Origin of the sequence: Yinghuangia soli, assembly GCF_021502675.1 — a bacterium.
Classification (GTDB): Bacteria; Actinomycetota; Actinomycetes; order Streptomycetales; family Streptomycetaceae; genus Yinghuangia; species Yinghuangia soli.
On sequence record NZ_JAKFHA010000006.1, the window covers coordinates 255,599 to 278,079 of the forward strand.

The following is a 22,481-nucleotide window of genomic DNA, read 5'->3' on the forward strand; positions in this document are numbered from 1 at the left end:
GGGGTTCACGAGGTCACCGAAGCACAGGCGCACGACGCGCTCGGCATCGCCGCAGCGTTCACCTGGCAACCGCCCCCGCCGTGGCGAGGAGTTCCGGGAGGGTTCCGGCGAAGTCCGGGAGGAGGGTCAGGGCCACGGTCCACGGCTCGCTGTGGGTGCCGAGGGAGGCGGTGGTGAGGGCGGACAGGGCTTGCCTGGTCTCGGTGGTGCGGTTCTGGGCGAGTTGCACGATGCGGAGGGCGTGGAACGCAGGGGCGCCTTGGCCGAGGATGTCGGTGGCGGTCAGCACTCCTGCCTCGTGGACTGCGCCGATGTCGCGGCCGGGGTACTCGCGGATGCCTTCGCGGGGCAACTTCGGGAGCTTGCGGAGGAATTCGTCGCGGTCGACGGTGGCAGGGGCGAGTGATTTCGGCGGGTGCGGACGCACCGCCGCGGCGCGCAGGGTGGGTGGGCAGCCGACCTGTCTGGCCAATGCTTCGCAGGCTCCCTGCTGGAACGGGGAACTCCGGTGCGCGGCCTCGATGGTCGGCCAATCCAGCGGCCCGCGCGGGGCCAGGAGGGCCCAGTCCGGGTGCAGCCGCGTGCGCAGGCGCGCGACTATGCCGTCCGGGCCGGTGAGCCAGTCGAAGGCCGCGTCGAGCCGGGCGGCATCGGTGGGGTTGCGCAGTGCTTCGGCGACGACGCCGACGCGGGCCTCGATGGGCTCGGGCACTGCCGCAGACACCGTACGGACCGCCTCGGCGCCGGCCGTACGCAGGAGCCCCAGATAGCCGCGGACCATGACGGCCGCCGCCCCCTCCGGGTTGCGCGGCAGTCTGCCGGTCAGGACCGCCGCGGTCAGGTGGGGGTCGTCGAGTTCCACGGCCAGGGGCCGGCGGGGGTCGAGGAGTCGCGACTTCACGTCGAGCGGGCGGTCCCGCAGCAGGAGTTCGTCCCGCGGCAGCAGGCGCACGACCGGCAGCAAAGCCTCGCGTGGGGCTTTGGGGTTGGCGCAGAGGGCTTGGGCGATCGCGGCGTCCGCCTGTGCGGACAGCGCCACGAGCGCCTCCGGGGCGATCTGCTGGTTGCCCGCGAGCGCGGCCCGGTCGTCCGAAGTCCCGTACTGCAGCGCGCATGACACCACGGTGGCCCCGAGTGCACCGTCGCTCAGCAGGGCCTTGCGGACGCGCGGGGCCAGCCGCTGCACGAGCGCGGCCTGCACCGGTTCGGGTGCGGCGTCCAGCAGTAGGGCGTAGGGGTTCACATGATCACCGAAGCAGAGCCGGTGGCCGTGCTCAAGGGCGGTACGCGGATTGCGCGCGGGCGGTGCGGGGTCAGGCCGGGGTGGCCAGGACTTGGGTCCACAGCAGGCCGTTGCCACCGCGGGTGGGTGCGGTGCCGATGCCCATGTGGCGGAAGCCGCAGTCGAGCATGTTCTGCCGGTGGTAGGTGCTGCTCATCCAGTCGCGGACCGCGGATGCGGCGGTGACCGGTCCCTGGCCGAGGTTCTCGCCCCACGCGGACCAGCGGTATCCGGCGGCGGTGATGCGCTCGGCCGGGCCCTTGCCGTCCGGGTCGGTGTGGTCCATGAACCGCCGGGCGGCCATCGCATCGGCGTGCCGCTGGGCCGCGGTGTGCAGCTTCGCGTCGAGCCGCAGCGGTGCGCAACCGGTTCGGGCACGCTCGGCGTTGACGAGGTCGAGCACCTGCTGTTCGAGGGAGGGCGGCGGGGTCGTGAGGGCGGGCGGCGTGGGGCTCTCGGGTGCGGTGGTGGGCGGTGGCGGCGGCTCGGTCGGCGCCGGCTGCGCGACGACGGGTGCGGCCGAGGTCGTCGGCATCGGCGGCGGTGCGGCGGCTTCCGGTACCTCGGAGTCGGGCCACAGGAAGAGCGTGAGCAGGACCGCGAGCGTCACGACCGCTGCGGTGCCGGCGAGCGCAAAGGAGCGCGCCGGGGGCGGGGTGGGCAATGCCGGGCCGGAGGCGCTGCCCAGGTCGGAGGCAGTTCCCGGGCCGGGGGCGGATGTTGCGTCCAGGCTGCCCCCGAAGTCGGCGTCCGGAGCACCGCCCGAGCCGGAGTCCGGAGCACCGTCGAGGTGGAACTGCGGATCGCCACCGAGCCCGGGATCAGCATTGCCGGCTCCGGCAGGATCGGTGCCGCCGATCGGCCCCGGCGCCCCCTCGGCTCGGAACGGCACGACCAACGGCAGCCCGGCCAGCAGGCGTTCGGCCGGCACCATCCCCCGCCCCCGCGCGCCGCAGGCGTCGCAGGCGCGCGTGTGCCGCAGGATGCGCTTGCGCCACAGGCCGGACGGGCGGCCGTCCCAGTCGCGCACGACGTCGTCCAGCCCGGGGCAGCGCGGCTGCGCGGCCAGGGCCCGTACGACGCCTCGTGCGGACTCCAGTTGGGTCTTCATGCGCTGGACGCGTACCGCGGCGTGCCGGGCGTCGAGGCCGACCGCGTCGGCGAGTTCGGCGCGGGTCAGCTCGCCGCCGGCCTCCAGCCACCACAAGGCGAGGAGCCCGCGGTCGTCCTCGTCGAGCCAGCGGGTCGCCTCGGCGACCTCGCGGCGCTGCCCGGAAAGCCCGAGGCGCAGGATGGTGAGGTCGACGAAATCTGCTTTGGGGTCGGGGAGTTCGCGTACCGCGTCGAGGTCGGGCGCGGAGCCGCGAGCGTGCGCGGCCGCGGCCCGGTCGCGGACCTGGTTCATCGCGATGGCCACCAGCCAGGACCGGTAGCTGGCCGGGTCGCGCAGGCCGTCGAGCCGGTCGACGACGCGCAGCATGGTCTCCTGCACGATGTCGTCGACGTCGCCGTGCCCGTCGAGGCACCGGCCGACCACGTTGTAGACCAGCGGCAGGGAGGCGGCGAGCAGCGCGTCGCGGGCCTGGCGGTCGCCCGCCTGCGCGGCCGCGGCCAGCTCGGTCACCTCGGGGTTCTGCGCGCGCATGGGCCTTCCTGCCTTTGTCCGGTACGCCCGGCCCCGAGGCGCCCGCGGCGAGGCGGGCGGCGGTTCGGAAGTGCCGGGAGATGACAGCCAACAACACGGGGTACAGACCCGGGGCGGTGGGGTGCGGATCACCCTCCCGGGGTGGCGCCGAGCCCCGCGGGACTTCGCAGCGCCGCACCTGACCGGGCTGCAGGCCCGAGTCGGTGCAGGTCGGGGCGGTGCGGGTCCACCTCCATGGGATGCGGAGCCCGCCCGACCTCGCGGATCCCCAGCGGCCCGCGAGGACCGCTCGTAGGACTGCGTGAGACCTCGCGAAGCCCGGCAGGACCGCGCCGCGCCGGACCGGGACGCGGAGCCGGGGCACACCCGGCCCCCCCGCCCGGCCGGCGCGCGCGGGTGCCGTGGCCACGGCTCCGCGGTGGGAGCGGCGGGACCGCGGCTCTCCGGGCTCCGGTCGCGGGCAGGGGGGCTGCCCGCGTGACGGCCCGGGAGCGGGCGTTCCGCCGCACGCCGGTGCCGCTCAGCGCTTCGCGGCGAAGTTCTGGGTCCAGGTCGGGCCGCCGGAGCGCATGTCCACGCCGACGCCCAGGTCCTTGAAGTTGCAGTTGAGGATGTTGGCGCGGTGGCCGGGGCTGTTCATCCACGCCTCCATGACGGCCGCGGGAGTGCGCTGCCCGGCGGCGATGTTCTCGCCCCAGGTGGACCAGCTGTAGCCGGCCTTGGTGATGCGGTCGCCCGCGCTGGTGCCTTCGGGGCTGGTGTGCGAGAAGTAGTCGCGGTTGGCCATGTCCTCGCTGTGCGCCTGGGCGGCCGCGCGCAGCTTGGGGTCGTCCGCGAGGGGGCCGCAACCGGCCTTCGCGCGCTCGGCGTTGGCGATGCGGACGACCTCCTCCGCGTACGCCGCGGCGGTCGTGGGCACCGGGCTGCTCGGCCGTGCTGTCGTCTTCGCGGGAGTGGGGCTCGCGGGCGGGGCGGACGACGGCGCCTTGGACGCGGGCGGAGCGCTGGTGGGCGGTGTGGTGGCGGGGGCGGCCGTGGTCGCCGGTGCGGGCGAAGCGGGTGCGGCGGAGGTCTCCGTGCCCGGGCCGCCGGATCCGGTGGTGGGCGCGGGTATTCGGGACGCTCCCGGGGGTCCGCCCTGGAGCTGCGCGGACGGGTCGTACGTGGTGCTGCTCGCGTGCGGCACGCGGTCCGTCCCGTCGCCCGCGACCGAACCGCCCTTGCCGCCGTCCCCGCCGGTCAGGGCGCCGACGCCCACGGCCCCGGCCACCCCTACCACGGCGACGGCCGCGGCCACCGCGAACTTGCGTCCGCGCGCGGGTTTCCGGCGCCGTCCGCCGCTCGCCCGGCGGCGGCCGCCCTTGGCCCGGTGGCGGCCGGGTGCCCGCGCCGGCTCCGGGGCGGCCTCGGACCACGCCGTCTCGTCGTCGTACTCCACTCGCGCCCCTATCTCCGGCCATGCCGCCCGATCGGGTCGACGTTCAGGAGACCGGATTGCAGGGCCGCGGATAACGAAAACTCGAGGGTTGCCCGGAGAACGTCGCTATTTGTCCCGGTAAGCGCCGTCCATCGAACGCCCGGAGACGCAACGGAGCACGCACCGGACGCGGATTCCCGCCAACCCCGGCCATGCAGCCAACACCATGAACGGCATATGGCCAAGCCCCGCGGTCACACCGCGGGGCTTGGCCATATGCCGTTTTCACAGGTCAACGCAGGTCTACGCAGGTCCACGCGGGCCTGAGAAGGTCTTCGTGCAGCGAAAGCCCGCTCAGATTCCGGCGAGTGCCGCGATCCGCTCGCGCTGCAGCGTGCGCTGGCCGAAGAGCAGCGCCGAGGTGGTGGCGCGCTTCAGGTACAGGTGCGCGTCGTGCTCCCAGGTGAAGCCGACGCCGCCGTGCAGTTGGATGGTCTCCTCTGCGAGGTGCCGGTACGCCGCCGTCGCGGTCGTCATCGCCAGCGGTGCCATCAGGGCGAGTTCGCCGGCGCCCGGCGCGGCCGGGTCGACGTCCAGGCCCGCGGCCTCGGCCTCGGTGGCCGCCCACGCCGCGTAGTACAGCGCCGAACGGGCCGTCTCCAGCTGGACGTACATGTCCGCGCAGCGGTGCTTGATGCCCTGGAACGAGCCGATCTGGCGGCCGAACTGCACGCGGATCTTGGAGTATTCGACGGTCATGTCGAGGCACCGGTTCGCCCCGCCGACCGACTCGGCCGCGATCGCGACCTCGGTGAGCTGGCGGACCCTCTCCAGTGCGGCGGCAGTCGCCGCGCCGGGGGTGCCGACCAGGCGGGCCGGGGTGTCGGCGAAGTCCAGGCGGCCCTGGCGGCGGGTCTGGTCGAGGACCGGGAGCTGCGTACGGGTCAGCCCGGCCGCGTCCGCGGCGACCGCGAAGAGCGCGACCTCGCCGTCCAGGCGGGCGGCGACCAGGACCAGGTCGGCCAGCGCGCCGTCGATGACGTGGGTCTTGACGCCGTCCAGGCGGTATTCGCCCGCCGAGGTGACGGTCGCGGAGAGGGAGACCTCGGCGACGTCGCGGCTGCCGGGCTCGGCAAGGGCCAGGGTGGCGGTGGTGGTGCCTTCCGCGATGCCGGGCAGGTACTCGGCGCAGGCGGCCTCGTCGCCGCTGTGCACGAGGGCCGACGCGGCCATGACGGCCGAGGCGAGGAACGGCGACGGGTACAGGACCCGGCCCATCTCCTCCAGAGCGATGACGACCTCGGTGAAGGAGAAGCCGACGCCGCCGTACTCCTCGGGGATGCCCAGGCCGGCGAGTCCGGTCTGCTCGCACAGCCGGCGCCACACCGCGGCGTCGTAGCCGTGCTCGGTGACCATGCCGGCGCGGACCGCCGGGGAGTCGCTCGCCTTGTCGAGTGCGTCGCGGAGAGCGCTGCGGATCTCCTGTTGTTCCTCGCTGAACTCGACGTCCATGGCACTGCTCCCTGACTGAATCCCGGACTGCGCGTCGCCCCCGGCCCCATTGCCGGTGCCGCGGCCCGGACACCAGTATCTGACACACCGTCACATCATGCGAACATCGCCTTCGTCACACCCCCGAACCGTGGTGCCAGGGGCCCGATCCGTGCTGTTCTCGGAGGGGAGCCCGGCAGGAGGAGTCCTGATGACCGTAGTCGCCGCAGTGTTGCGGGACGCCGCCCGACGCTTTCCGGAGCGCCGTGCGCTGGTCCAGGGCAGTACAGCGTTCACCTACGCCGGCCTGGACGCGCTCGCGGACCAGGTCGCGGCCGGTCTCGCCAAGCGCGGCGTACGCTCCGGCGACCTGGCCGCGCTCGTACTGCCGTCCGGCCCGGAGTACGTCGTGGCGTACCTCGCGCTGGCCCGGCTCGGCGCGGTGACCACCGGCGTCGGCCCGCGCTACACCGCGGACGAGCGGGCCCGGGTCCTGGAGCAGGCGAAGCCCGAGCTCGTGATCGCCACCGAGGAGCTCGCCGAGGGCGTCCCGGGCGGGCTCGAACTGCTGCACTGCACGCCCGCCAAGCAGGCCTGCGACGTGTGGGGCGACCTGCGCCTGGACGCCATCCCGCCGGCGCCGCGCACCACCGGCATCGACGACCCCGACCTGCCCGAGACGGTGGTGTTCACCTCCGGCACGACCGGGACTCCCAAGGGCGCGCTGTTCACCTCGCGGCAGATCGCCGCGATCACCGAGATGGACACCGGCGGCCGGTGGGGCGAGGGCGGTCCGCAGCTCGTCGCCACCGGGCTGCCGCACGTCGGGTTCATGGCGAAGCTCGCCGGATACCTCAAGCTCGGCGCCACCATGCACGTGCTCGGCCGCTGGCGGGCCGAGGACGCCCTGCGCATCGTGGCGCGCGAGCGCATCCCGTACATCGGCGGCGTGGCGGCCCAGGTGTCGCTGCTCCTGCGCCGCCCGGAGTTCGACAGCTACGACTTCTCGTGCGTGAAGGGCCTGATCGTCGGGGCGGGTCCGTCCCCCGCACCGGTGGTGCGCGAGGCCCGGGAGCGCTTCGGGGCGGGCTACTCGATCCGGTACTCCATGACCGAGTCGGGCGGCCTGGGCACGCTGACCTCGTTCGACGCACCCGACGAGGAAGCGCTGCACACCGTGGGCCGGCCGCGGCCCGGCACCGAGCTGGAGATCCGCGACCCGGACTCCGGACGGGTGCTGGGGACGGGCGAAGCCGGGCAGATATGCCTGCGCGCACCGTCCGTGATGGCCGGCTACTGGCGGAACCCCGAGGACACCGCAAAGGCATTGGACGCCCAGGGATGGCTGCGCACCGGCGACCTGGGCGTGATCGACGAAATGGGATGTCTGCGGATTACCGGTCGGATCTCCGACATGTATATCCGCGGTGGTTACAACGTCTTTCCGCTCGAGGTCGAGTCCGTCCTCCTGGCGCACCCTGCCGTCGCGTCCGTCGCGGTCACCCCGCGGCCCAGCGACGTCATGGGCGAGATCGGGGTGGCGGTCGTCGTGCCGAGGGCCGGTACGCCGGCCCCGACGCTGGAGGAGCTGCGCGCCTTCGCGGCGCCGCGGCTGGCGGCCTACAAGCTGCCCGAGGCGCTGCGGATCGTCGACGAGCTGCCGCTCACCGGGATGGACAAGGTCGACCGCAAGGCCCTCGCCGACCGCGAGCGCCGCGCGGATTTCTGAAGCAGGCGTTTGAGCTGCCGGAGTCGTGGGGCAACGCTCCGCAAGGCAAAACCCTCCGGCTGGGAGACCCCCTTTGACCGGCGGCTTCTTCGAAAAATATTGACCAAGTCACCAGAAATCCCCATGATCGGACAGAAATGCAAGACCACGGGGAGATGAGACGGTAGACAGTCCTGACGTCCCATCAGCAAGCTAACTGACTGACCGTCAGGTCAGAGGATCACTGATGGATCGAAAGACGAGGGACGGGCCAGACGATGCTTCGTGACAGCAGGCAACAGCACGCTCCGGGACACGCCCGTACCGGTTCCGCGAGCCCGAGCCCCGTCGACCGGACCCTCCCGGTCGACGTCACCGGCAGGCCGCTGCAATTGCGGCCCGCCGACCTCGACCGGTTCTTCCGGCCGCGCACCGTCGCGGTCATCGGCGCCTCGGACACCGAGGGCCGCCCCGGCGCCCGCATCACCGCGCAACTGCGGGCGTGGTCCGACCGCGTCGGGGCGCGGATGTTCCCGGTCAACCCCAAGCACGCCGAGATCGGCGGGCAGGTCTGCCACCCCGACATCGCCTCCGTACCCGAGGTGGTCGATCTCGCGGTGATCCTGGTCGGCGACCCGCAGGAAGTGCTGGCCGACCTGGCCGCCGCGGGCGTCGCCTTCGCCGTCGTCTTCGCGGCCGGCTTCGCCGAATCCGGCGAGGCGGGCGCCGAGGCGCAGCGGCGGCTGGCCGAACTGACCGCAGGCGGACCGCTGCGGCTGCTCGGCCCGAACACCAACCTCAACGCCTTCGAGGAGTTCCGCGAGGACCTGGAAGGCCCCTCGATCGCGCTCATCACGCAGAGCGGCCACCAGGGCCGGCCGGTCTTCGCGTCCCAGGAGATCGGCGTCAAGGTCTCGCACTGGGCCCCGGTGGGCAACGAGGCGGACCTGGAAACCGCGGACTTCATCCGGTACTTCGCCGACCAGCCCGAGGTCGGCGTGATCGCCGCGTACATCGAGGGCTTCAAGGACGGGCGCACCTTCGCGCTGGCCGCCGACTACGCGGCCCAGCAGCGCAAGCCGATCGTCCTGGTCAAGGTCGGCCGCACCGAGTCCGGCGCGAAGATGGCCGCGTCGCACACCGGCAAGCTCACCGGCAAGGACCGCGTCGCGTCCGCGGTGTTCCGGCAGTTCGGCGTCACGCGCGTCGACGGCCTGGACGAACTCATCGACACCTCGCAGATGTTCGCCCGCACCACGCGGCCGAAGGCGAACGGCGTCTGCGTCTACTCGATCTCCGGCGGGACCGGCGCGCACATGGCCGACCTGGCGGCGGCCGAGGGCCTGGAGCTCCCGCAGCTCGCGAACGGCACGCAGGAGTCGCTGCGCGAGTGGATCCCGGGCTACCTGACCATCTCCAACCCGGTGGACAACGGCGGCCACCCGGCCGGCGACGAGCGCGGCCGCAAGATCATCGACGCGATCCTCGCGGACCCGGGCATCGGGGTCCTGGTGTGTCCCATCACCGGCGCGTTCCCGCCCATGAGCGACAAGCTCGCCCAGGACCTGGTCGACGCGGCGGAGGCGACGGACAAGGTCGTGTGCGTGATCTGGGGCTCGCCGGTAGGCGACGAGTCCGCCTACCGCGACATTCTGCTCAAATCCCACCGAATCGTTGTCTTCCGGACGTTCGGCAACTGCGTGAAGGCGCTCAAGGCGTACTTCGACTACCACCGTTTCCGGGACAACTACACCTCGCCGTTCGACGACGTGGCGCGCACCGCGTCGCCCGCCGCGGCCAAGGCCCGCCGGCTGCTCACCACCGGCAAGCCGCTCTCCGAGCACTCCGCCAAGCAGCTGCTGCGCACGTACGGCATCCGCGTGCCGCGCGAGCAGCTGGTCACCTCGGCGGCCGCCGCGGTGCGCGCCGCGGGGCTGATCGGCTACCCCGTGGTGATGAAGGCGTGCGCTCCGCAGCTGCCGCACAAGAGCGACCTCGGGCTGGTCAAGCTCGGACTGCGCTCGGCCAGCCAGGTGCGCGACGCGTACCGCGAGATAGTCGACGCGGCGCGCGACAACGGCGCCGGGCGCCTGGAAGGCGTGCTGGTGTGCCAGCAGGTCGACAAGGGCGTCGAGATGGTCGTCGGCATCTCGCACGACGACCTGTTCGGGCCGACCGTGACGGTGGGCCTGGGCGGGATCTTCGTCGAGGTCTTCGACGACATCGCCATCGGCGTACCGCCGTTCGGCCCGGTCGAGGTACGCCGCATGCTCGGCGAACTGCGCGGCCTCAAGTGCCTGCAGGGCATGCGCGGGCAGCCGCCCGCCGACCTCGACGCGCTGGTCGACGTGGTCATGCGGGTCCAGCGCATGGCCCTGGAGCTCGGCGACGACCTGGTCGAGCTGGACATCAACCCGCTCATGGTCATGCCGCGCGGCGGCGGCACGGTGGCCCTGGACGCGCTGGCCATCCCGCGATGACATCCCGCGTTGATCCGCAGCCGCGGACAGCGACCCACGCAGTCTGACGAAGTCCCGAAAGGAACGACCCCCACGATGAGTGCGACCCCCGAGACGACCGAGCCGGAGCTGCTCCACCGCGTCGAGAACGGCGTCCTGTGGATCACCCTGAACCGCCCCAAGGCCAGCAACGCCATCACCTGGGACCAGCGCGAGACCATCATCACGCTGCTCGGCGAGGCGTCCGCGAACGAGGCGGTGCGCGCGGTCGTGCTCGGCGCGGCGGGCGAGAAGCACTTCTGCACCGGCATGGACCTGCGCAGCTCGCCGGGCACCAAGTCGCTGCTCGCGGACGCCGCACCGGCCGAGGAGGGCGCGCCCCAGCCGCCCGCCCGGCCGACCGGTTACGCATCGCGCATGATGAAGAACGGCGTGCTGCGGCTGACCACCGCGGTGCTGGAGTGCGAGAAGCCGGTCATCGCGGCGATCAACGGCACCACGGCCGGCTACGGCATGAGCCTGGCGCTGGCCTGCGACCTGGTAATCGCGGCGGACACCGCGCGGTTCATCCAGATCTTCACCCGCCGCGGCCTGATCCCGGACGGCGGCAGCGCCTACCTGCTGCCGCGCCTGGTCGGTCCGCAGAAGGCGAAGGAGCTCATGTTCTTCGGCGACGACCTGCCGGCCGCCGAGGCGCTGCGCATCGGCGTCGTCAACAAGGTCGTGGCGGCCGACGAGCTGGCGGCCACCGTCAAGGAGTGGGCCGAGCGCCTGGCCACCGGCCCGACCCGGGCCCTGGCCATCACCAAGCGCCTGGTCAACCGCTCGCTGGACAGCGACCGCGCGACCGCCTTCGGCGAGGAGGCGGACTCGGTGGAGCTCAACATGACCACCCGGGATGCCAACGAGGGCGTGGCGAGCCTGATGGAGCGCCGCAAGCCGGAGTACTACGGCTGGTGACGCCTCCCGCAGCCGCGGCGGCCGGATCCGAGGGGTCCGGCGGCCGCGGCCGCGAGGTGTCCGCTTGCCGGCCGGGAGGTGGGTCGACGGGGTCGAACCGGCCCCGCCGAGCACCCGCGTCCCGACCCGATTCCCTTGCTCGACAAGTCAACTGACTATCCGTCAGATGTGACGCACGCCCTGTCGCTTTTTGATTGACGCAAGGATTTTGGCTGGCATAGCTTCTCAGGGCCGCCACTCGACTCCGACGATTCTCTGCGAGGACCCATGGGCCAGCTCGACGCTCCCGCCGTCGACTCCGCCGCGTTCCGGCACGTGCTCGGGCACTTCTGCAGCGGCGTCACGATCATCACGGCGCAGGACGGCGAGGCCCCGGTCGGCTTCGCCTGCCAGTCCTTCTCGGCGCTCTCGCTGGACCCGCCGCTGGTGACGTTCTTCGTGGCCAAGACCTCGACCACCTGGCCGCGCATCCAGCCGGGCGGCAAGTTCTGCGTCAACGTGCTGGCCGACGACCAGGAGCAGCTGTGCCGCGGCTTCGCGGTCAGCGGCGCGGACAAGTTCGCCGGCGTCGCGTACAAGCCCGCCCCGGCCACCGGCTCGCCGCTGCTGGAAGGCACCCTGGCGTACATCGACTGCACGCTGGAGCAGGTCGTGGACGGCGGCGACCACGAGATCGTCATCGGCCGCGTGCAGGCGCTCGAGGCGCCGCGCGAGGACGCCGGCCCGCTGCTGTTCTACAAGGGCAAGTTCGGGCACCCGGCGCAGAACGCCTGACCTCCGCTCCTCCCGGATCCCGGTCTCCCCGGATCTTCGACTCCCCGGCTCCCGGGCCGCCTCCGCAGGCGGTCCGCCCCCGAGTCCCGTAGGCCCCGGACGCGCTCGCCGCTCCGGGGCCTATGCGCGTCCGGGGGCGTTCCGAAGGCGGGACTTCCGGCCCGAAAACGAGGGACTACCCGCGCGACCAAGATCCAGAGCGGCTGTTACGTTGCAAATCCCCCACCGTCCCCCTTGGGAGATTTCGATGCGCAAGCACCTGCTCGGCACGGCCGTCGGTGCCATGTCCCTGGCCCTGCTCCTGGCCGGCTGCTCAGGCGGCTCGGACGACCCGGAGAGCACCGCAGGCAGCGCGTCCGGCACGCCGACCGGCGAGGCCTCCCCCGCGCCGTCCGGCACCGCCGCGGACAGCACTGCCGCGTCCGGCAGTTCGGCCGCCAAGGCGCAGAGCCCGGCGGTCGCCGCACTCGCCGCGAAGCTCGGTTCGTCCCGGACCAAGCTGGCCGCGGTCACCTCCGTGGAGATGAAGATGACGCAGGTCATCGACGGGCAGCGGACCTTCGACATCGACGCCGAGTCGCGGTTCGCGCCGGACAACGTGGCCCGCATGACGATGACGTACGACGCCAAGTTCCTGTCCCAGCTGCGCGGCACGCGTGTCACCGAGCCGATGAGCATAGAGACGCTCGTCACACCGACCGCCATGTACATGAACCTCGGACCGGAGGCGGCTGCCAAGAACGGCGCCCCCTGGGTCAAGCTCGACGCCGAGGAAATGCGCAAGGCGGACAAGACCGGTGCCGTCGAGCAGTACCAGAAGATGGCGGAGGAGGGCAGCGGCGGGCAGCAGGACCCGGCCGCGCAGCTCGCCCTGCTGCAAAAGTCGGGCGACATCAAGGAGATCGGCGAGGAGACTGTCGGCGGGGTCAAGACCACGCATTACAAGGGCGTCGTGGACTTGCCGCTGCTGCAGGCGAACAACGCCGCGAGCCTGGGCCTGCAGGACAAGGACTACAAGCAGCTGAGCGACCTGTTCTCGAAGATGGGGGTGCGCGAGGCGGGCATCGACCTGTGGATCGGCGCCGACCAGCTGCCGGTGAAGCAGACCACCACGATCACGGTGAAGGCCAAGGGCCAGACCGCCGAGGTGGCCACCACGGTCGAGTACGTGAAGTGGAACGTCCCGGTCGACGTCACGCCGCCGCCCGCGGGACAGACGGTGTCCATCACGGACCTGATCGCACGAGGCAAAATGTAGTCCGGTCGGATTCGTGATCCGACCATCAGCTTTCCACTTTCTTCCCGGGAGCCTTCCAGTGCGCAAGCGCAGTCTCGGCGCCGCCATCGGCGCCATAGCCCTCTCGATGGCCGTGACCGGCTGCGGAGCGGGCGGCGCCAACACGGCATCCGACTTCTACGAAGCCGCGCAGCAGGAGTCCTCGGCGGCCACGCCGACGCCGGGCAGCGGGAGCGGCGGGAGCGGCTCCAGCAAGCCCCCGGTGCCCTCCGCCACGGTCGCCACGCTGGCCGCGAAGCTGGGCGGCGCACGGGCCAAGGCGGATGCCGCCACGGCCGTCACGATGGCGGTCACCACGAAGATCGACGGCAAGCTGATGATGGCGATGACCGGGGCCGTCCAGTCGAAGCCCGAGCTGGCGATGCGCATGCACATGAAGTTCGGCGAGGCGTTCGCCGACATGATGGAGGACTTCGACGGCACCGAGCCGACCGCGGAGGCGACGGGGCTGCCCGCGATGCAGATGCTCCTCACCCCGAAGGCCATGTACATCTCCATGACCGGGATGTACGACGCCGACGTCCTCGACGGGAAGCACTGGCTCCAGGTCGACATGGACGACCTCAAGGCGGCCGACAAGTACGGCAGCCTCGCCGAGCTGCAGGCGATGATCGACAGCGGCGCCGGCATCGGTCCCGGCGCGGACCTGGCGCTGCTGGCCAAGTCGCAGGACATCGTCGAGGTGGGCCAGGAGACCGTGGACGGCGTCCGGACCACGCATTACCGGGTCGTGGTCGACGACGACCTGATCGGCGACCACACGCCCCAGAGCCTCGGCGTGACGAAGTCCGACTACGACATGCTCGACGACCAGTACGGCGGCATGAGCGGCGATGCGACCGTGGACGTCTGGGTCGACGCCGCCCAACTGCCGGTGAAGCACAGCGTGTCGCTCAAGATGGGCGGCTTCAAAGGCAAGGGCTCGATGCAGGTCGAGACGCGCTTCTCCGACTGGGGCAAGCCGGTCGACCAGACTCCCCCGCCGGCCTCGGACACCAAGAAGTGGACGCCCGAGCTCGACCGGAAGCTCGAAGAGGCCTGAGCCTCTCCGGCGCGGCCGCGCAACGCCGCGCCCGCCGCGAAGTCCTCGAACGCCGCAGGGCCGGTGCGCTCCCCGAGGGGAGGGCACCGGCCCTGCGGCGTATGCGGGTGGCGGGGTCCGTCAGAAGACGAAGACGCCGCGCGCGACCTTGCCCGCCTCGGCGTCCTCCACCGCGTGGTGGAAGTCGTCCAGGGCGTAGGTCTGGGTGACCAGCTCGTCGAGCTTCAGGGCGCCGGTGCCGTACAGGTCGGCGTACCGGGCGATGTCGTACTGCGGGCGCGACGAGCCGTACCGGCAGCCCATGATCGACTTGTCCAGGAACATCGAGGACACGTGGAACGAGGCCTCGGCGTCGGACGGGGCAACGCCCAGGATGACCGCCTGGCCGCCGCGGCCCAGCATGTCGATGGCGTTGCGGATGACCGCGACGTGGCCGACGCACTCGAAGGCGTGGTCGACGCCGCCGGGCACCAGCTCCTGGACCGCCTTGACCGAGCTCTCCACGGCCTTGGCGTCCACGAAGTCGGTGGCGCCGAACTCGCGGGCCACCGCCTCCTTGGCCGGGTTGGCGTCCACCGCGACGATCTTCACGGCGCCGGCCAGCTTGGCGGCCTGGATGACGTTGAGGCCGATGCCGCCGGTGCCGATGACCGCGACGGTGTCGCCGGGCTGCACCTTGGCGCGGTTGAGCACCGCGCCGACGCCGGTGAGCACGCCGCAGCCGATGAGCGCGGCCGAGGCCAGCGGGATCGACTTGGGGATCTTCACCGCCTGGACGCCCTTGACCACGATCTTCTCGGTGAAGACCGAGAGGCCCGCGAAGCTCCAGACGTCCTTGCCGCCGCGCTTGAACGGCGCGCTCAGGTTGCCGAAGCTCTTGGCGCACATGGTCGGACGCCCGCGGTCGCACTCGCGGCAGGTGCCGCACGCGGCCAGCGTGGACAGCGCCACGTGGTCGCCGGGCGCGACGTGCGTGACCAGCTCGCCGACCGACTCGACGATGCCCGCGCCCTCGTGCCCGAGCACGACCGGCGGCGGGAACGGGATGGTGCCGTTGATGACGCTGATGTCGGAGTGGCACAGACCGGCGGCGCCGATCTTCACCAGAACCTCGTTCGGCCCCGGGTCGCGGACCTCGAGGTCGTCGACCACCAGGGCCTCTTTGCCGTCGAACAGAACGCCTTTCACCGGCTACTCCTCCGTGGATGGCTGATCACCGTCGTGCGGACCGGTTTCGACGGCGGTCCGGCAGTGTCCTCCCCAACCTAGCGCCCATCTGACGATGAGTCAGCCTGTTGTGACAGTGCTCATGGTCGCGTTTTGGGGTGTTCGCGACGATCGTCGTACGCCAGGCGGCTCACCGCGTCCTCGATGCCCACGCCCAGGTCGGGGGCCACCCCGCGGGCCGGGCAGGCGGCGAACGACACGTCCGCGCGCAGCAGCACGAAATCCCGCGCGCCGCCCAGCGGAGTCGACACGTGCAGCACCGGTGCATACGGCGGCCGGCGCGCGGTACCCAGCGCGAAGCCGACGGTGAACGCCGGATCGCCGCGCCACTCCAGCTCGTCCCACTCCACCGCGTCCCGCTCCGCGGTGAGGCCGAACGCGCACCATATGTCGAGCACTTCGAGGGTCTCGGACCCGGTGGCCCGCCACCGGAACCCGACCACCTCGACGCCGCCGGCCCCGGACGCCCACTCCGTCCACCCCATGCCGTTGGCCAGGAAGGCCACTTCACTGCGCCGCGTGGCCGCCGGATCGGCCGGCTTCCCCTGCCACTGGCCTACGAGGCCTGCGGGGCCTACGGGCCCCGCGAGCGGATCGGTCATGTCCCGTCTCCTTCTGGTGTCCGCCCCCAAGAACCCAAGCTTGGCGCAAGAGATCGCCTGAGGAGGGAGCAACAACCAGGTCGCACGCGGGGCATGCCCGGATCCCGCGCGGACGGCCGCCGAAACGCCGGACGGGGCATCCGGATGGCCCCGGATGCCCCGTCCTCGCGCGGCAGCGGTCAGGCGCGCTGGCTGCTGACCGAGACGACCTCGCCGGTCATGTACGACGAGTAGTCGGAGGCCAGGAACACCATGACGTTGGCAATCTCCCACGGCTCGGCGGCGCGGCCGAAGGCCTCGGCGCTGCTGAGCTGGGTGAGCAGTTCCTCGCTGGACGCCTTCGCGAGGAAGGCGTGCATCGCGATGCTGGGCGCGACCGCGTTGACCCGGACCCCGAACTCGGCGGCCTCGACCGCGGAGCAGCGGGTCAGCGCCATGACGCCGGCCTTGGCGGCGGCGTAGTGCGCCTGGCCCTTCTGGGCGCGCCAGCCGAGCACCGAGGCGTTGTTGACGATGACGCCCTTGCCGCGCGGCTGCATGTGGCGCAGTGCCGCGCGGGTCATGCGGAAGGTGCCGTTGAGGGTGACGTCCAGGACCAGGTTCCACTGGTCGTCGGTCATGTCGACGAGGTCGACCTGGCCGCCGAGGCCGGCGTTGTTGATCAGGATGTCGATGCCGCCCAGCTCGGCCGCCGCGGTGTCGACCAGGTTCTGGACGTCCGTCTCGACGGTGACATCGCACGGCACCGCGAGCGGGCGCGCGCCGGTGAGCTTGGCGAGCTCGTCGGCGGCCTCGCCGAGGCGGCGCTCGTGCTTGTCGCTGATCGCGATCGTGGCGCCTTCCTCGGCGGCCTTCTTCGCGGCGGCGAAGCCGATGCCGGTGCCCGCGGCCGCGGTGACCAGGACGGTCTTGCCGGCCAGCAGGCCGTGTCCGGCCACGTACTCGGGGGCGCTGGTCACTTGGCTTCTCCTCGGGGTTCGCGGGGCATGCCGAGGACGCGCTCGGCGATGATGTTGCGCTGCACCTCGTTCGACCCGCCGTAGATGGTGTCCGACTTGGTGAACAGGAACAGCCGCTGGGGCTCGGTGAGTTCGTACGGCAGCTCGGCGGCGAGCGTGGACTCCGCGCCGCCGACGTCCATCGCCAGGGTGCCGAGCCGCTGGTGCCAGGTGCCCCAGACCAGCTTGGCCACGCTCGGCGCGCCGGGGTCGGGCGAGCCGAGGGTGCGCAGCGCGTTGCAGCGCAGCACCTTCAGCTCGATCCAGGCCTGCAGCAGGCGCTCGCGCAGGGCCGGGTCCTCGATCGCGCCGTTGGCCTTGGCGGTGTCGATGACGGCCTGGAGCTCCAGCTCGAAGCCGATCTGCTGGGCCAGCGTGGAGACGCCGCGCTCGAAGGCCAGCAGGCCCATCGCGACGCCCCAGCCCTGGCCGAGCTGCCCGACGACGTGCTCGTTCTTGGCGCGGGCGCCGTCGAAGAACACCTCGTTGAACTCGCTGGTGCCGGTGAGCTGCACGATCGGCCGGATCTCGATGCCGGGCTGGTCCATCGGGGCCAGGAAGAACGAGATGCCCTTGTGCTTGGCCGAGCCGGGCTCGGTGCGGGCCAGCACGAAGATCCAGTCGGCCTCGTGGGCCAGCGAGGTCCACACCTTCTGGCCGCTGATCAGCCAGTCCCCGGTCTCCGGGTCCTGGGTGCCCGAGGTGCGCAGCGCGGCCAGGTCGGAGCCGGCGCCCGGCTCCGAGTAGCCCTGGCACCACAGCTCCTCGCCGCGCGCGATGGGCGGCAGGAAGCGGGCCTTCTGCTCGTCGGTGCCGAAGGCCAGGACGGTCGGGCCGAGCAGGTTCTCGCCCATGTGGTTGACGCGGCCGGGGGCCTTGGCGCGGGCGTACTCCTCGCCGAAGATCACCTGCTGCATCAGGGTCGCCTCGCGGCCCCCGTATTCCTTGGGCCAGTCCAGGCCGATCCAGCCGCCCTCGCCGAGGCGGCGCTCCCACGCGCGGCGGATCTCGAAATGCTCGTGCTCGCTGCCGGGGCCGCCGGTGCCGACGGCCGCGGCGAACTCGCCGGAGAGGTTCTCGCGGAGCCACTCGCGGACCTCCGCCCGGAACTCCTCGTCCTCGTCGCTGTAGCGAAAGTCCACGGGGTGTCACCTTCTCGGATGTGGATGCGCGGGAATGCGCGGGGCCGCGGGCCGGGCGCCCCGCCTCGCGGCAGGGCGCCCGGTCCCGCGACCGACAGCGGTGGTACGGGAGTGCGTCAGCCCTGCGCGGCGGCCTCGGCGGCCTTCTTCGCGGCGGCCGCGGCGGCGTACTCCTTGAGCTGCGCGAGGACCGGCATCGGGTCCTGGCCGATGGCGCCGGGCAGCGTGGCGGCGATGGACTCGGCGGTCCACTTCTCCTCGCTGTACATCGACTTGATCTCGTGCGGCTGGTCCCACAGCGCGATCTTCGGGCCCGCGGTCGTGTAGACCTGGCCGGTGATGTCCTTGGCGTGGTCGGAGAGCAGGAAGACGACCAGCTCCGCGACGTCCTCGGGGTCGCCGATCTCCTTCAGCGTCATCGGGACGTTCTCGGACATGCGGGTGCGCGCGACGGGCGCGACGCAGTTGGCGTTGACGCCGTACTTGTTCAGGCCCAGCGCGGCGGAGCGGACGAACGAGACGATGCCGCCCTTGGCCGCGGCGTAGTTCGCCTGCGCGACCGAGCCGAGCGCGTACACGCCCGAGGTGAAGCCGACGATCGAGCCGAAGCCCTGCTGCTTCATGACCTTGGACGCCGCCTGCACGACGGTGAAGGTGCCCTTGAGGTGGGTGGCGATGACGCTGTCCCACTCGTCCTCGGTCATGTTGAACAGCATGCGCTCGCGCAGGTTGCCCGCGACGGTGACGACGCCGTCGATGCGGCCCCACTTCTCCACGCCGGCGTTCACGATGCGGGCGCCGCCCTCCATCGTGGCGACCGAGTCGGCGACCGCGACGGCCTCGCCGCCGAGGGCCTCGATCTCCTTGACGACGGCGTCGGCGACCTCGCTGGTCGGCTCGGAGCCGTCCATCGCGACGCCGTAGTCGTTCACGACGACCTTGGCGCCGTGGGCGGCGGCGGCGAGCGCCACCGCGCGGCCGATACCGCGGCCCGCGCCGGTCACCGCGATGACCTTGCCGGTCAGGAAGTCACCCATGTTCTGCCCCTTCGGATCGGCCTGCGACATGTCCGCGTGGACCCTGTCCAACGGCCCTGTTGGTCCCTAGCATGGTCGCCGTATCTTGATCGACGCCATGTGAGAACTGCCTCTCCCGACAGTATCTGACGGTACGTTAGTTTCTACGGGTAGAGTGCCGCACCCCACAGCCAGGCTTGCCCAGGAGGTCCGCGATGCCCATGCCCGCCGAGTTCTACGAACTGGCCAAGCGCGTCAACAACTGGGGGCGCTGGGGCAAGGACGACCAGATCGGGACGATGAACCTGATCACCGACGACGTCGTCAAGGCCGCCGCCTCCTGCGTCAAGACCGGCAAGCGCTTCTCGCTCGCCGTCGAGCTGCGCGAGGACGGCATCCAGAACGGGATGATCCCGGGACGCGACAACCCCAAGCGCACCACCTTCCTCGTGAACCACGAAGTCTTCGGCCCCGGCACGGTCGCCACGAGCGACGACTCCGTCGTGATGGGCATTCAGGCGGGTACCCACTGGGACGGTTTCACGCACGCCACGTACGAGGACCGCCTCTACAACGGCTTCTCCGCGAAGGAGTCGGTCACCGCCGAGGCGGGCGCCGTCAACCTGGGCATCGAGAAGATCAAGTCGCTGGTGACACGTGGCGTATTGCTCGACGTCGCGCGCGCCAAGGGCGTCGACATCCTCGACCCCGAGTACGCCGTCACCCCCGAGGACCTGGAAGCCGCCGAGGAGTTCGGCAACGTCAAGGTCCGGGCCGGCGACGTGGTCCTGGTCCGCACCGGCCAGATCACCAAGTACCTCGGCGGCGACCGGGACGGCTACTTCTACGGCCCGGGCCTCTCGGTCCGCTGCCCCGAGTGGTTCCACGCCCGCGACGTGGCCGCGGTCGCCAACGACACCGTGGTCTTCGAGGTCTTCCCGCCCGAGATCGAGGACTGCTTCATGGCCGTCCACGCGCTGCACCTGGTCGAGATGGGCATGCTGCAGGGCCAGAACTGGAACCTCGAAGAACTCTCCGCGGACTGCGCCGCGGACGGCGTCTACGAGTTCCTCCTCGACGCCTCCCCCCAGCCGTTCGTCGGCGGCGTCGGCACCCCGGTGAACCCCATCGCCATCAAGTAGCACGCGAGCCCCACGGGCACCGGACGCACCACAACCGAACAGCTCCGCCAACGCCCGATGACGGCGTTTCGACCCGGCCCCGAGCCCGGCTGAAACGCCGTCATCCGGCGTTGTGGCGACCCCACTTCGCCAAGGAGACCACGGACCCTCCGAGCACCCGCACCGCCTCGACGTCCCCTCGCAGAAGGTCGCCCTACCTAGGGTGATCACCACTTGACGATCGGTCAACACCTGAGTCCGATCACAGATCGGATTCGTTCGATCGCGCCACGAGACCGCGGAAATTGTCCAACAGGCTGCTGGACAATTTGGCCAGGAACTTGGCGTGACACCGGCCGTGGCAGCTCGCGACCAACGGGCTCATTTAATGGGTCAGCAACTTGTTGACCCATTAGACTCGTCGCCCTCACGCGGCCTGGGCAACTCCACGGACTCACCTCGCGCCTCCAGTACCCGCCGGGCCACCCGCCCGAGATCGTCCGCACTAGGCAGCAGTGCCTGCATCTCGGGCGTCAGCGCACCGTAGGTGGACACCGCCATAGGCTGGCGCGAGTTGTTCAAGGCGTACTGCACGACCGAAGCGTTGCGTCCTGCCGCGATGAGGATCCCGATCGTCGGATCGTCGCGTGAGCTGTCGCGGACCAGGTCGTCCACCACCGCCACATAGAACCCGAGCTTGCCGATGTGCTCCGGCGTGGCCTTGACGGTCTTGAGCTCGATGACGACGTAGCGGTGCAGCTTGAGGTGGTAGAAGAGCAGGTCGATCAGGAACTCGTCGCCGCCGACGTCGAGGCGATACTGGCGCCCCACGAAAGCGAAGCCGACCCCGAGCTCCTGCAGGAAAGCCACGAGTTGGGCGACGAGCGCGTCCTCGAGCTCACGCTCGGCATGGTCGTCGGCGAGCCGCAGGAACTCCAGGTTGTACGGCTCGCGCGTGATCTGGCGGAGCAAGTCCGACTGCTCCGGCACCACAGCGTCGAAGTTGTGCAGTGCGACGCCTTCGCGCAGATGCAGTCCGCTCCGGATCATGTGCGTCATGACGGCGCGCGACCAGCCGTGCTGAACTGCCTTCGCGGCGTAGAAGTCCTGCTCGGCGCGGGTGTCGAGGCTGCCTAGCAAGATCGTGATGTGCCCCCAGGGCAATTGGTCAACAGCCTGTTGACCAATTCCGTTCGGCCACAATGCTGCGAACTTCCGCATGTACTTGAGGTTGGTCCGGGAGAAGCCTGTCCGCTCAGGAAACTCGGCTCGAAGGTCCACAGCCAAGCGATCCATGACCTTCGTGCCCCACCCCTCCTGCCGCTGCCGATCCAGGATGATCTTGCCGATGCGCCAGTAGTGCGCAATCAACTCGGCATTGACGGCCCTGACGACCCGCGACTGCGCAGTCGCGATCTCGCCCCGGATGTCGTCGAGCATCTCCGTGTAGGAAGCAGGCAGCGCGACGCCGGCCAGGCCCTCGTTCTCGGAGTTGTGGTCCACGGGCTTGGACATGGTCAGCTCTCCTCCGCTTCACCGTCGGCGAGGTCGCGGCTGTGGAGGTCGATGTCGATCATGTGGATGAGGACGTTGCGGGACCAGCCGTACTCGACGGTTCGGCCGGCGTAGAAGTCGCGTTCGGCGCGGGTGAGGGTGTCGTCGAGGAGGACGACGATGTGGCCCCACGGGAGGCGGGTGACGGCGCGGAGGCCCAGGCCCTCGGGCCAGGCTTCGGCGAGGGACTGCATGTTGCGCAGGGCGCCGGCCGAGAAGCCCTTGCGGTCCGGGTACTCGCGGGCGAGCTGGCGGGCGAGGCGCTCGTACAGGCGCTGGCCTGCGTGCTCGCGGAGTTGCCACATGCTGATCGCCCGGCCGATGCGCCAGTAGCGGCGGATGGCGTCGGGGTTGGGGCCGATGACCTTGCCGATCGGGGCGTAGGCCACCTCTGCTGCCACCGCGCCATGCAGTTCGCCATACGTAGGCGGCAGTTCGGGTTCATCGGCGGCGCTGAATGTGTCCGGATAACGCGTCATGCCGACAACGTCGAGCATCCGTTCCCACCGCCGCGGGAGAACAAACCGGAGTCACCCGAGCGCCCGCATAGATCCGGGGTTGTGCGCCCCACGTCGGAGTGACGACCGCGCGCGGTGATGAGAGAGGCAACGTTTCTGCATGGTCGGCGCACTCGCGGGTGGTGGCGGGGTACGCCAGGGTGGCGAGGGTGGATTCGGAGGCCGGGCGGCCCTCCCCGCGAGCCTGATACCAGCGATCTGACGGTCCGTCGGAAATTCTTGATCTTT

The 22,481-nt window shown here is 71.1% G+C and carries 18 protein-coding genes; 7 read left to right on the plus strand and 11 right to left on the minus strand.

What is annotated here, in order from left to right; genetic code table 11:
- Positions 1-58: 58 nt before the first annotated feature.
- The 4 genes from LZ495_RS14230 to LZ495_RS14245 all read right to left on the minus strand — a co-directional run bounded on the left by LZ495_RS14230 (position 59) and on the right by LZ495_RS14245 (position 5,856).
- Complete coding sequence (locus tag LZ495_RS14230) at positions 59-1,243, minus strand: hypothetical protein (protein WP_235052528.1); 1,185 nt, start codon at positions 1,241-1,243, stop codon at positions 59-61.
- Positions 1,244-1,313: 70 nt separating this feature from the next.
- Positions 1,314-2,927 carry a sigma-70 family RNA polymerase sigma factor gene (locus LZ495_RS14235; RefSeq protein WP_235052529.1) on the minus strand — a complete coding sequence of 538 codons (1,614 nt, stop codon included), beginning with the start codon at positions 2,925-2,927 and terminating at the stop codon, positions 1,314-1,316.
- Between the two features lie 520 nt (positions 2,928-3,447).
- Entirely contained in the window at positions 3,448-4,365 is a 918-nt protein-coding gene (locus LZ495_RS14240) for a CAP domain-containing protein (RefSeq protein WP_235052530.1), read from the minus strand.
- A gap of 333 nt (positions 4,366-4,698) precedes the next feature.
- On the minus strand, positions 4,699-5,856 hold the full coding sequence (locus tag LZ495_RS14245; protein WP_235052531.1) for an acyl-CoA dehydrogenase family protein: 1,158 nt from the start codon (positions 5,854-5,856) through the stop codon (positions 4,699-4,701).
- 190 nt (positions 5,857-6,046) lie between these two features.
- Here LZ495_RS14245 and LZ495_RS14250 point away from each other — a divergent pair, with 190 nt between their 5' ends.
- From LZ495_RS14250 to LZ495_RS14275, 6 genes are all read left to right on the plus strand, one after another.
- The gene (locus tag LZ495_RS14250; RefSeq protein ID WP_235052532.1) at positions 6,047-7,564 is read left to right on the plus strand and encodes a class I adenylate-forming enzyme family protein; all 1,518 of its coding nucleotides are present in this window, start codon (positions 6,047-6,049) and stop codon (positions 7,562-7,564) included.
- A gap of 257 nt (positions 7,565-7,821) precedes the next feature.
- Positions 7,822-10,023 (plus strand): acetate--CoA ligase family protein, encoded by a 2,202-nt coding sequence (locus tag LZ495_RS14255; RefSeq protein ID WP_235052533.1) that lies wholly within the window; start codon positions 7,822-7,824, stop codon positions 10,021-10,023.
- A gap of 75 nt (positions 10,024-10,098) precedes the next feature.
- A complete protein-coding gene (locus tag LZ495_RS14260) occupies positions 10,099-10,962 on the plus strand; it encodes an enoyl-CoA hydratase/isomerase family protein (protein ID WP_235052534.1) in 864 nt (287 codons plus the stop codon).
- Between the two features lie 267 nt (positions 10,963-11,229).
- Positions 11,230-11,736, plus strand: coding sequence for a flavin reductase family protein (locus tag LZ495_RS14265; protein WP_235052535.1), 507 nt, complete (start codon positions 11,230-11,232; stop codon positions 11,734-11,736).
- 247 nt (positions 11,737-11,983) lie between these two features.
- Positions 11,984-12,994 carry an SCO4651 family lipoprotein gene (locus LZ495_RS14270; protein ID WP_235052536.1) on the plus strand — a complete coding sequence of 337 codons (1,011 nt, stop codon included), beginning with the start codon at positions 11,984-11,986 and terminating at the stop codon, positions 12,992-12,994.
- A gap of 58 nt (positions 12,995-13,052) precedes the next feature.
- Positions 13,053-14,075, plus strand: coding sequence for an SCO4651 family lipoprotein (locus LZ495_RS14275; RefSeq protein ID WP_235052537.1), 1,023 nt, complete (start codon positions 13,053-13,055; stop codon positions 14,073-14,075).
- A 120-nt stretch (positions 14,076-14,195) separates the two neighbouring features.
- On the opposite strand, the gene LZ495_RS14280 is transcribed toward LZ495_RS14275, so the two are convergent.
- From LZ495_RS14280 to LZ495_RS14300, 5 genes are all read right to left on the minus strand, one after another.
- Positions 14,196-15,263: a Zn-dependent alcohol dehydrogenase gene (locus LZ495_RS14280; RefSeq protein ID WP_235052538.1), complete on the minus strand. Its 1,068-nt coding sequence runs from the start codon at positions 15,261-15,263 to the stop codon at positions 14,196-14,198.
- A 119-nt stretch (positions 15,264-15,382) separates the two neighbouring features.
- The gene (locus tag LZ495_RS14285; RefSeq protein ID WP_235052539.1) at positions 15,383-15,904 is read right to left on the minus strand and encodes a hypothetical protein; all 522 of its coding nucleotides are present in this window, start codon (positions 15,902-15,904) and stop codon (positions 15,383-15,385) included.
- A 179-nt stretch (positions 15,905-16,083) separates the two neighbouring features.
- A complete protein-coding gene (locus LZ495_RS14290) occupies positions 16,084-16,863 on the minus strand; it encodes an SDR family oxidoreductase (protein ID WP_235052540.1) in 780 nt (259 codons plus the stop codon).
- Positions 16,860-18,044 (minus strand): acyl-CoA dehydrogenase family protein, encoded by a 1,185-nt coding sequence (locus tag LZ495_RS14295; protein ID WP_235052541.1) that lies wholly within the window; start codon positions 18,042-18,044, stop codon positions 16,860-16,862. The genes LZ495_RS14290 and LZ495_RS14295 overlap by 4 nt, the downstream gene beginning before the upstream one ends.
- Before the next feature lie 116 nt (positions 18,045-18,160).
- The gene (locus LZ495_RS14300) at positions 18,161-19,081 is read right to left on the minus strand and encodes an SDR family oxidoreductase (RefSeq protein WP_235052542.1); all 921 of its coding nucleotides are present in this window, start codon (positions 19,079-19,081) and stop codon (positions 18,161-18,163) included.
- 194 nt (positions 19,082-19,275) lie between these two features.
- Between LZ495_RS14300 and LZ495_RS14305 the strand changes: the two genes are divergently transcribed.
- Positions 19,276-20,202 carry a cyclase family protein gene (locus tag LZ495_RS14305; protein WP_235052543.1) on the plus strand — a complete coding sequence of 309 codons (927 nt, stop codon included), beginning with the start codon at positions 19,276-19,278 and terminating at the stop codon, positions 20,200-20,202.
- 372 nt (positions 20,203-20,574) lie between these two features.
- Here LZ495_RS14305 and LZ495_RS14310 read toward each other — a convergent pair whose 3' ends face one another.
- A complete protein-coding gene (locus LZ495_RS14310; protein WP_235052544.1) occupies positions 20,575-21,696 on the minus strand; it encodes a PDDEXK nuclease domain-containing protein in 1,122 nt (373 codons plus the stop codon).
- A gap of 2 nt (positions 21,697-21,698) precedes the next feature.
- Positions 21,699-22,214 carry a DUF1016 N-terminal domain-containing protein gene (locus LZ495_RS14315; protein ID WP_235052545.1) on the minus strand — a complete coding sequence of 172 codons (516 nt, stop codon included), beginning with the start codon at positions 22,212-22,214 and terminating at the stop codon, positions 21,699-21,701.
- Positions 22,215-22,481 lie beyond the last annotated feature (267 nt).

Excerpts from the sequence above, each read along its gene's own strand:
- LZ495_RS14260 (WP_235052534.1), top strand. The coding sequence starts at position 10,099 with ATGAGTGCGACCCCCGAGACGACCGAGCCGGAGCTGCTCCACCGCGTC.
- LZ495_RS14245 (WP_235052531.1), bottom strand. The coding sequence starts at position 5,856 with ATGGACGTCGAGTTCAGCGAGGAACAACAGGAGATCCGCAGCGCTCTC.
- LZ495_RS14300 (WP_235052542.1), bottom strand. The coding sequence starts at position 19,081 with ATGGGTGACTTCCTGACCGGCAAGGTCATCGCGGTGACCGGCGCGGGC.
- LZ495_RS14235 (WP_235052529.1), bottom strand. The coding sequence starts at position 2,927 with ATGCGCGCGCAGAACCCCGAGGTGACCGAGCTGGCCGCGGCCGCGCAG.
- LZ495_RS14265 (WP_235052535.1), top strand. The coding sequence starts at position 11,230 with ATGGGCCAGCTCGACGCTCCCGCCGTCGACTCCGCCGCGTTCCGGCAC.
- LZ495_RS14285 (WP_235052539.1), bottom strand. The coding sequence starts at position 15,904 with ATGACCGATCCGCTCGCGGGGCCCGTAGGCCCCGCAGGCCTCGTAGGC.
- LZ495_RS14305 (WP_235052543.1), top strand. The coding sequence starts at position 19,276 with ATGCCCATGCCCGCCGAGTTCTACGAACTGGCCAAGCGCGTCAACAAC.
- LZ495_RS14315 (WP_235052545.1), bottom strand. The coding sequence starts at position 22,214 with ATGACGCGTTATCCGGACACATTCAGCGCCGCCGATGAACCCGAACTG.
- LZ495_RS14255 (WP_235052533.1), top strand. The coding sequence starts at position 7,822 with ATGCTTCGTGACAGCAGGCAACAGCACGCTCCGGGACACGCCCGTACC.
- LZ495_RS14250 (WP_235052532.1), top strand. The coding sequence starts at position 6,047 with ATGACCGTAGTCGCCGCAGTGTTGCGGGACGCCGCCCGACGCTTTCCG.
- LZ495_RS14310 (WP_235052544.1), bottom strand. The coding sequence starts at position 21,696 with ATGTCCAAGCCCGTGGACCACAACTCCGAGAACGAGGGCCTGGCCGGC.
- LZ495_RS14270 (WP_235052536.1), top strand. The coding sequence starts at position 11,984 with ATGCGCAAGCACCTGCTCGGCACGGCCGTCGGTGCCATGTCCCTGGCC.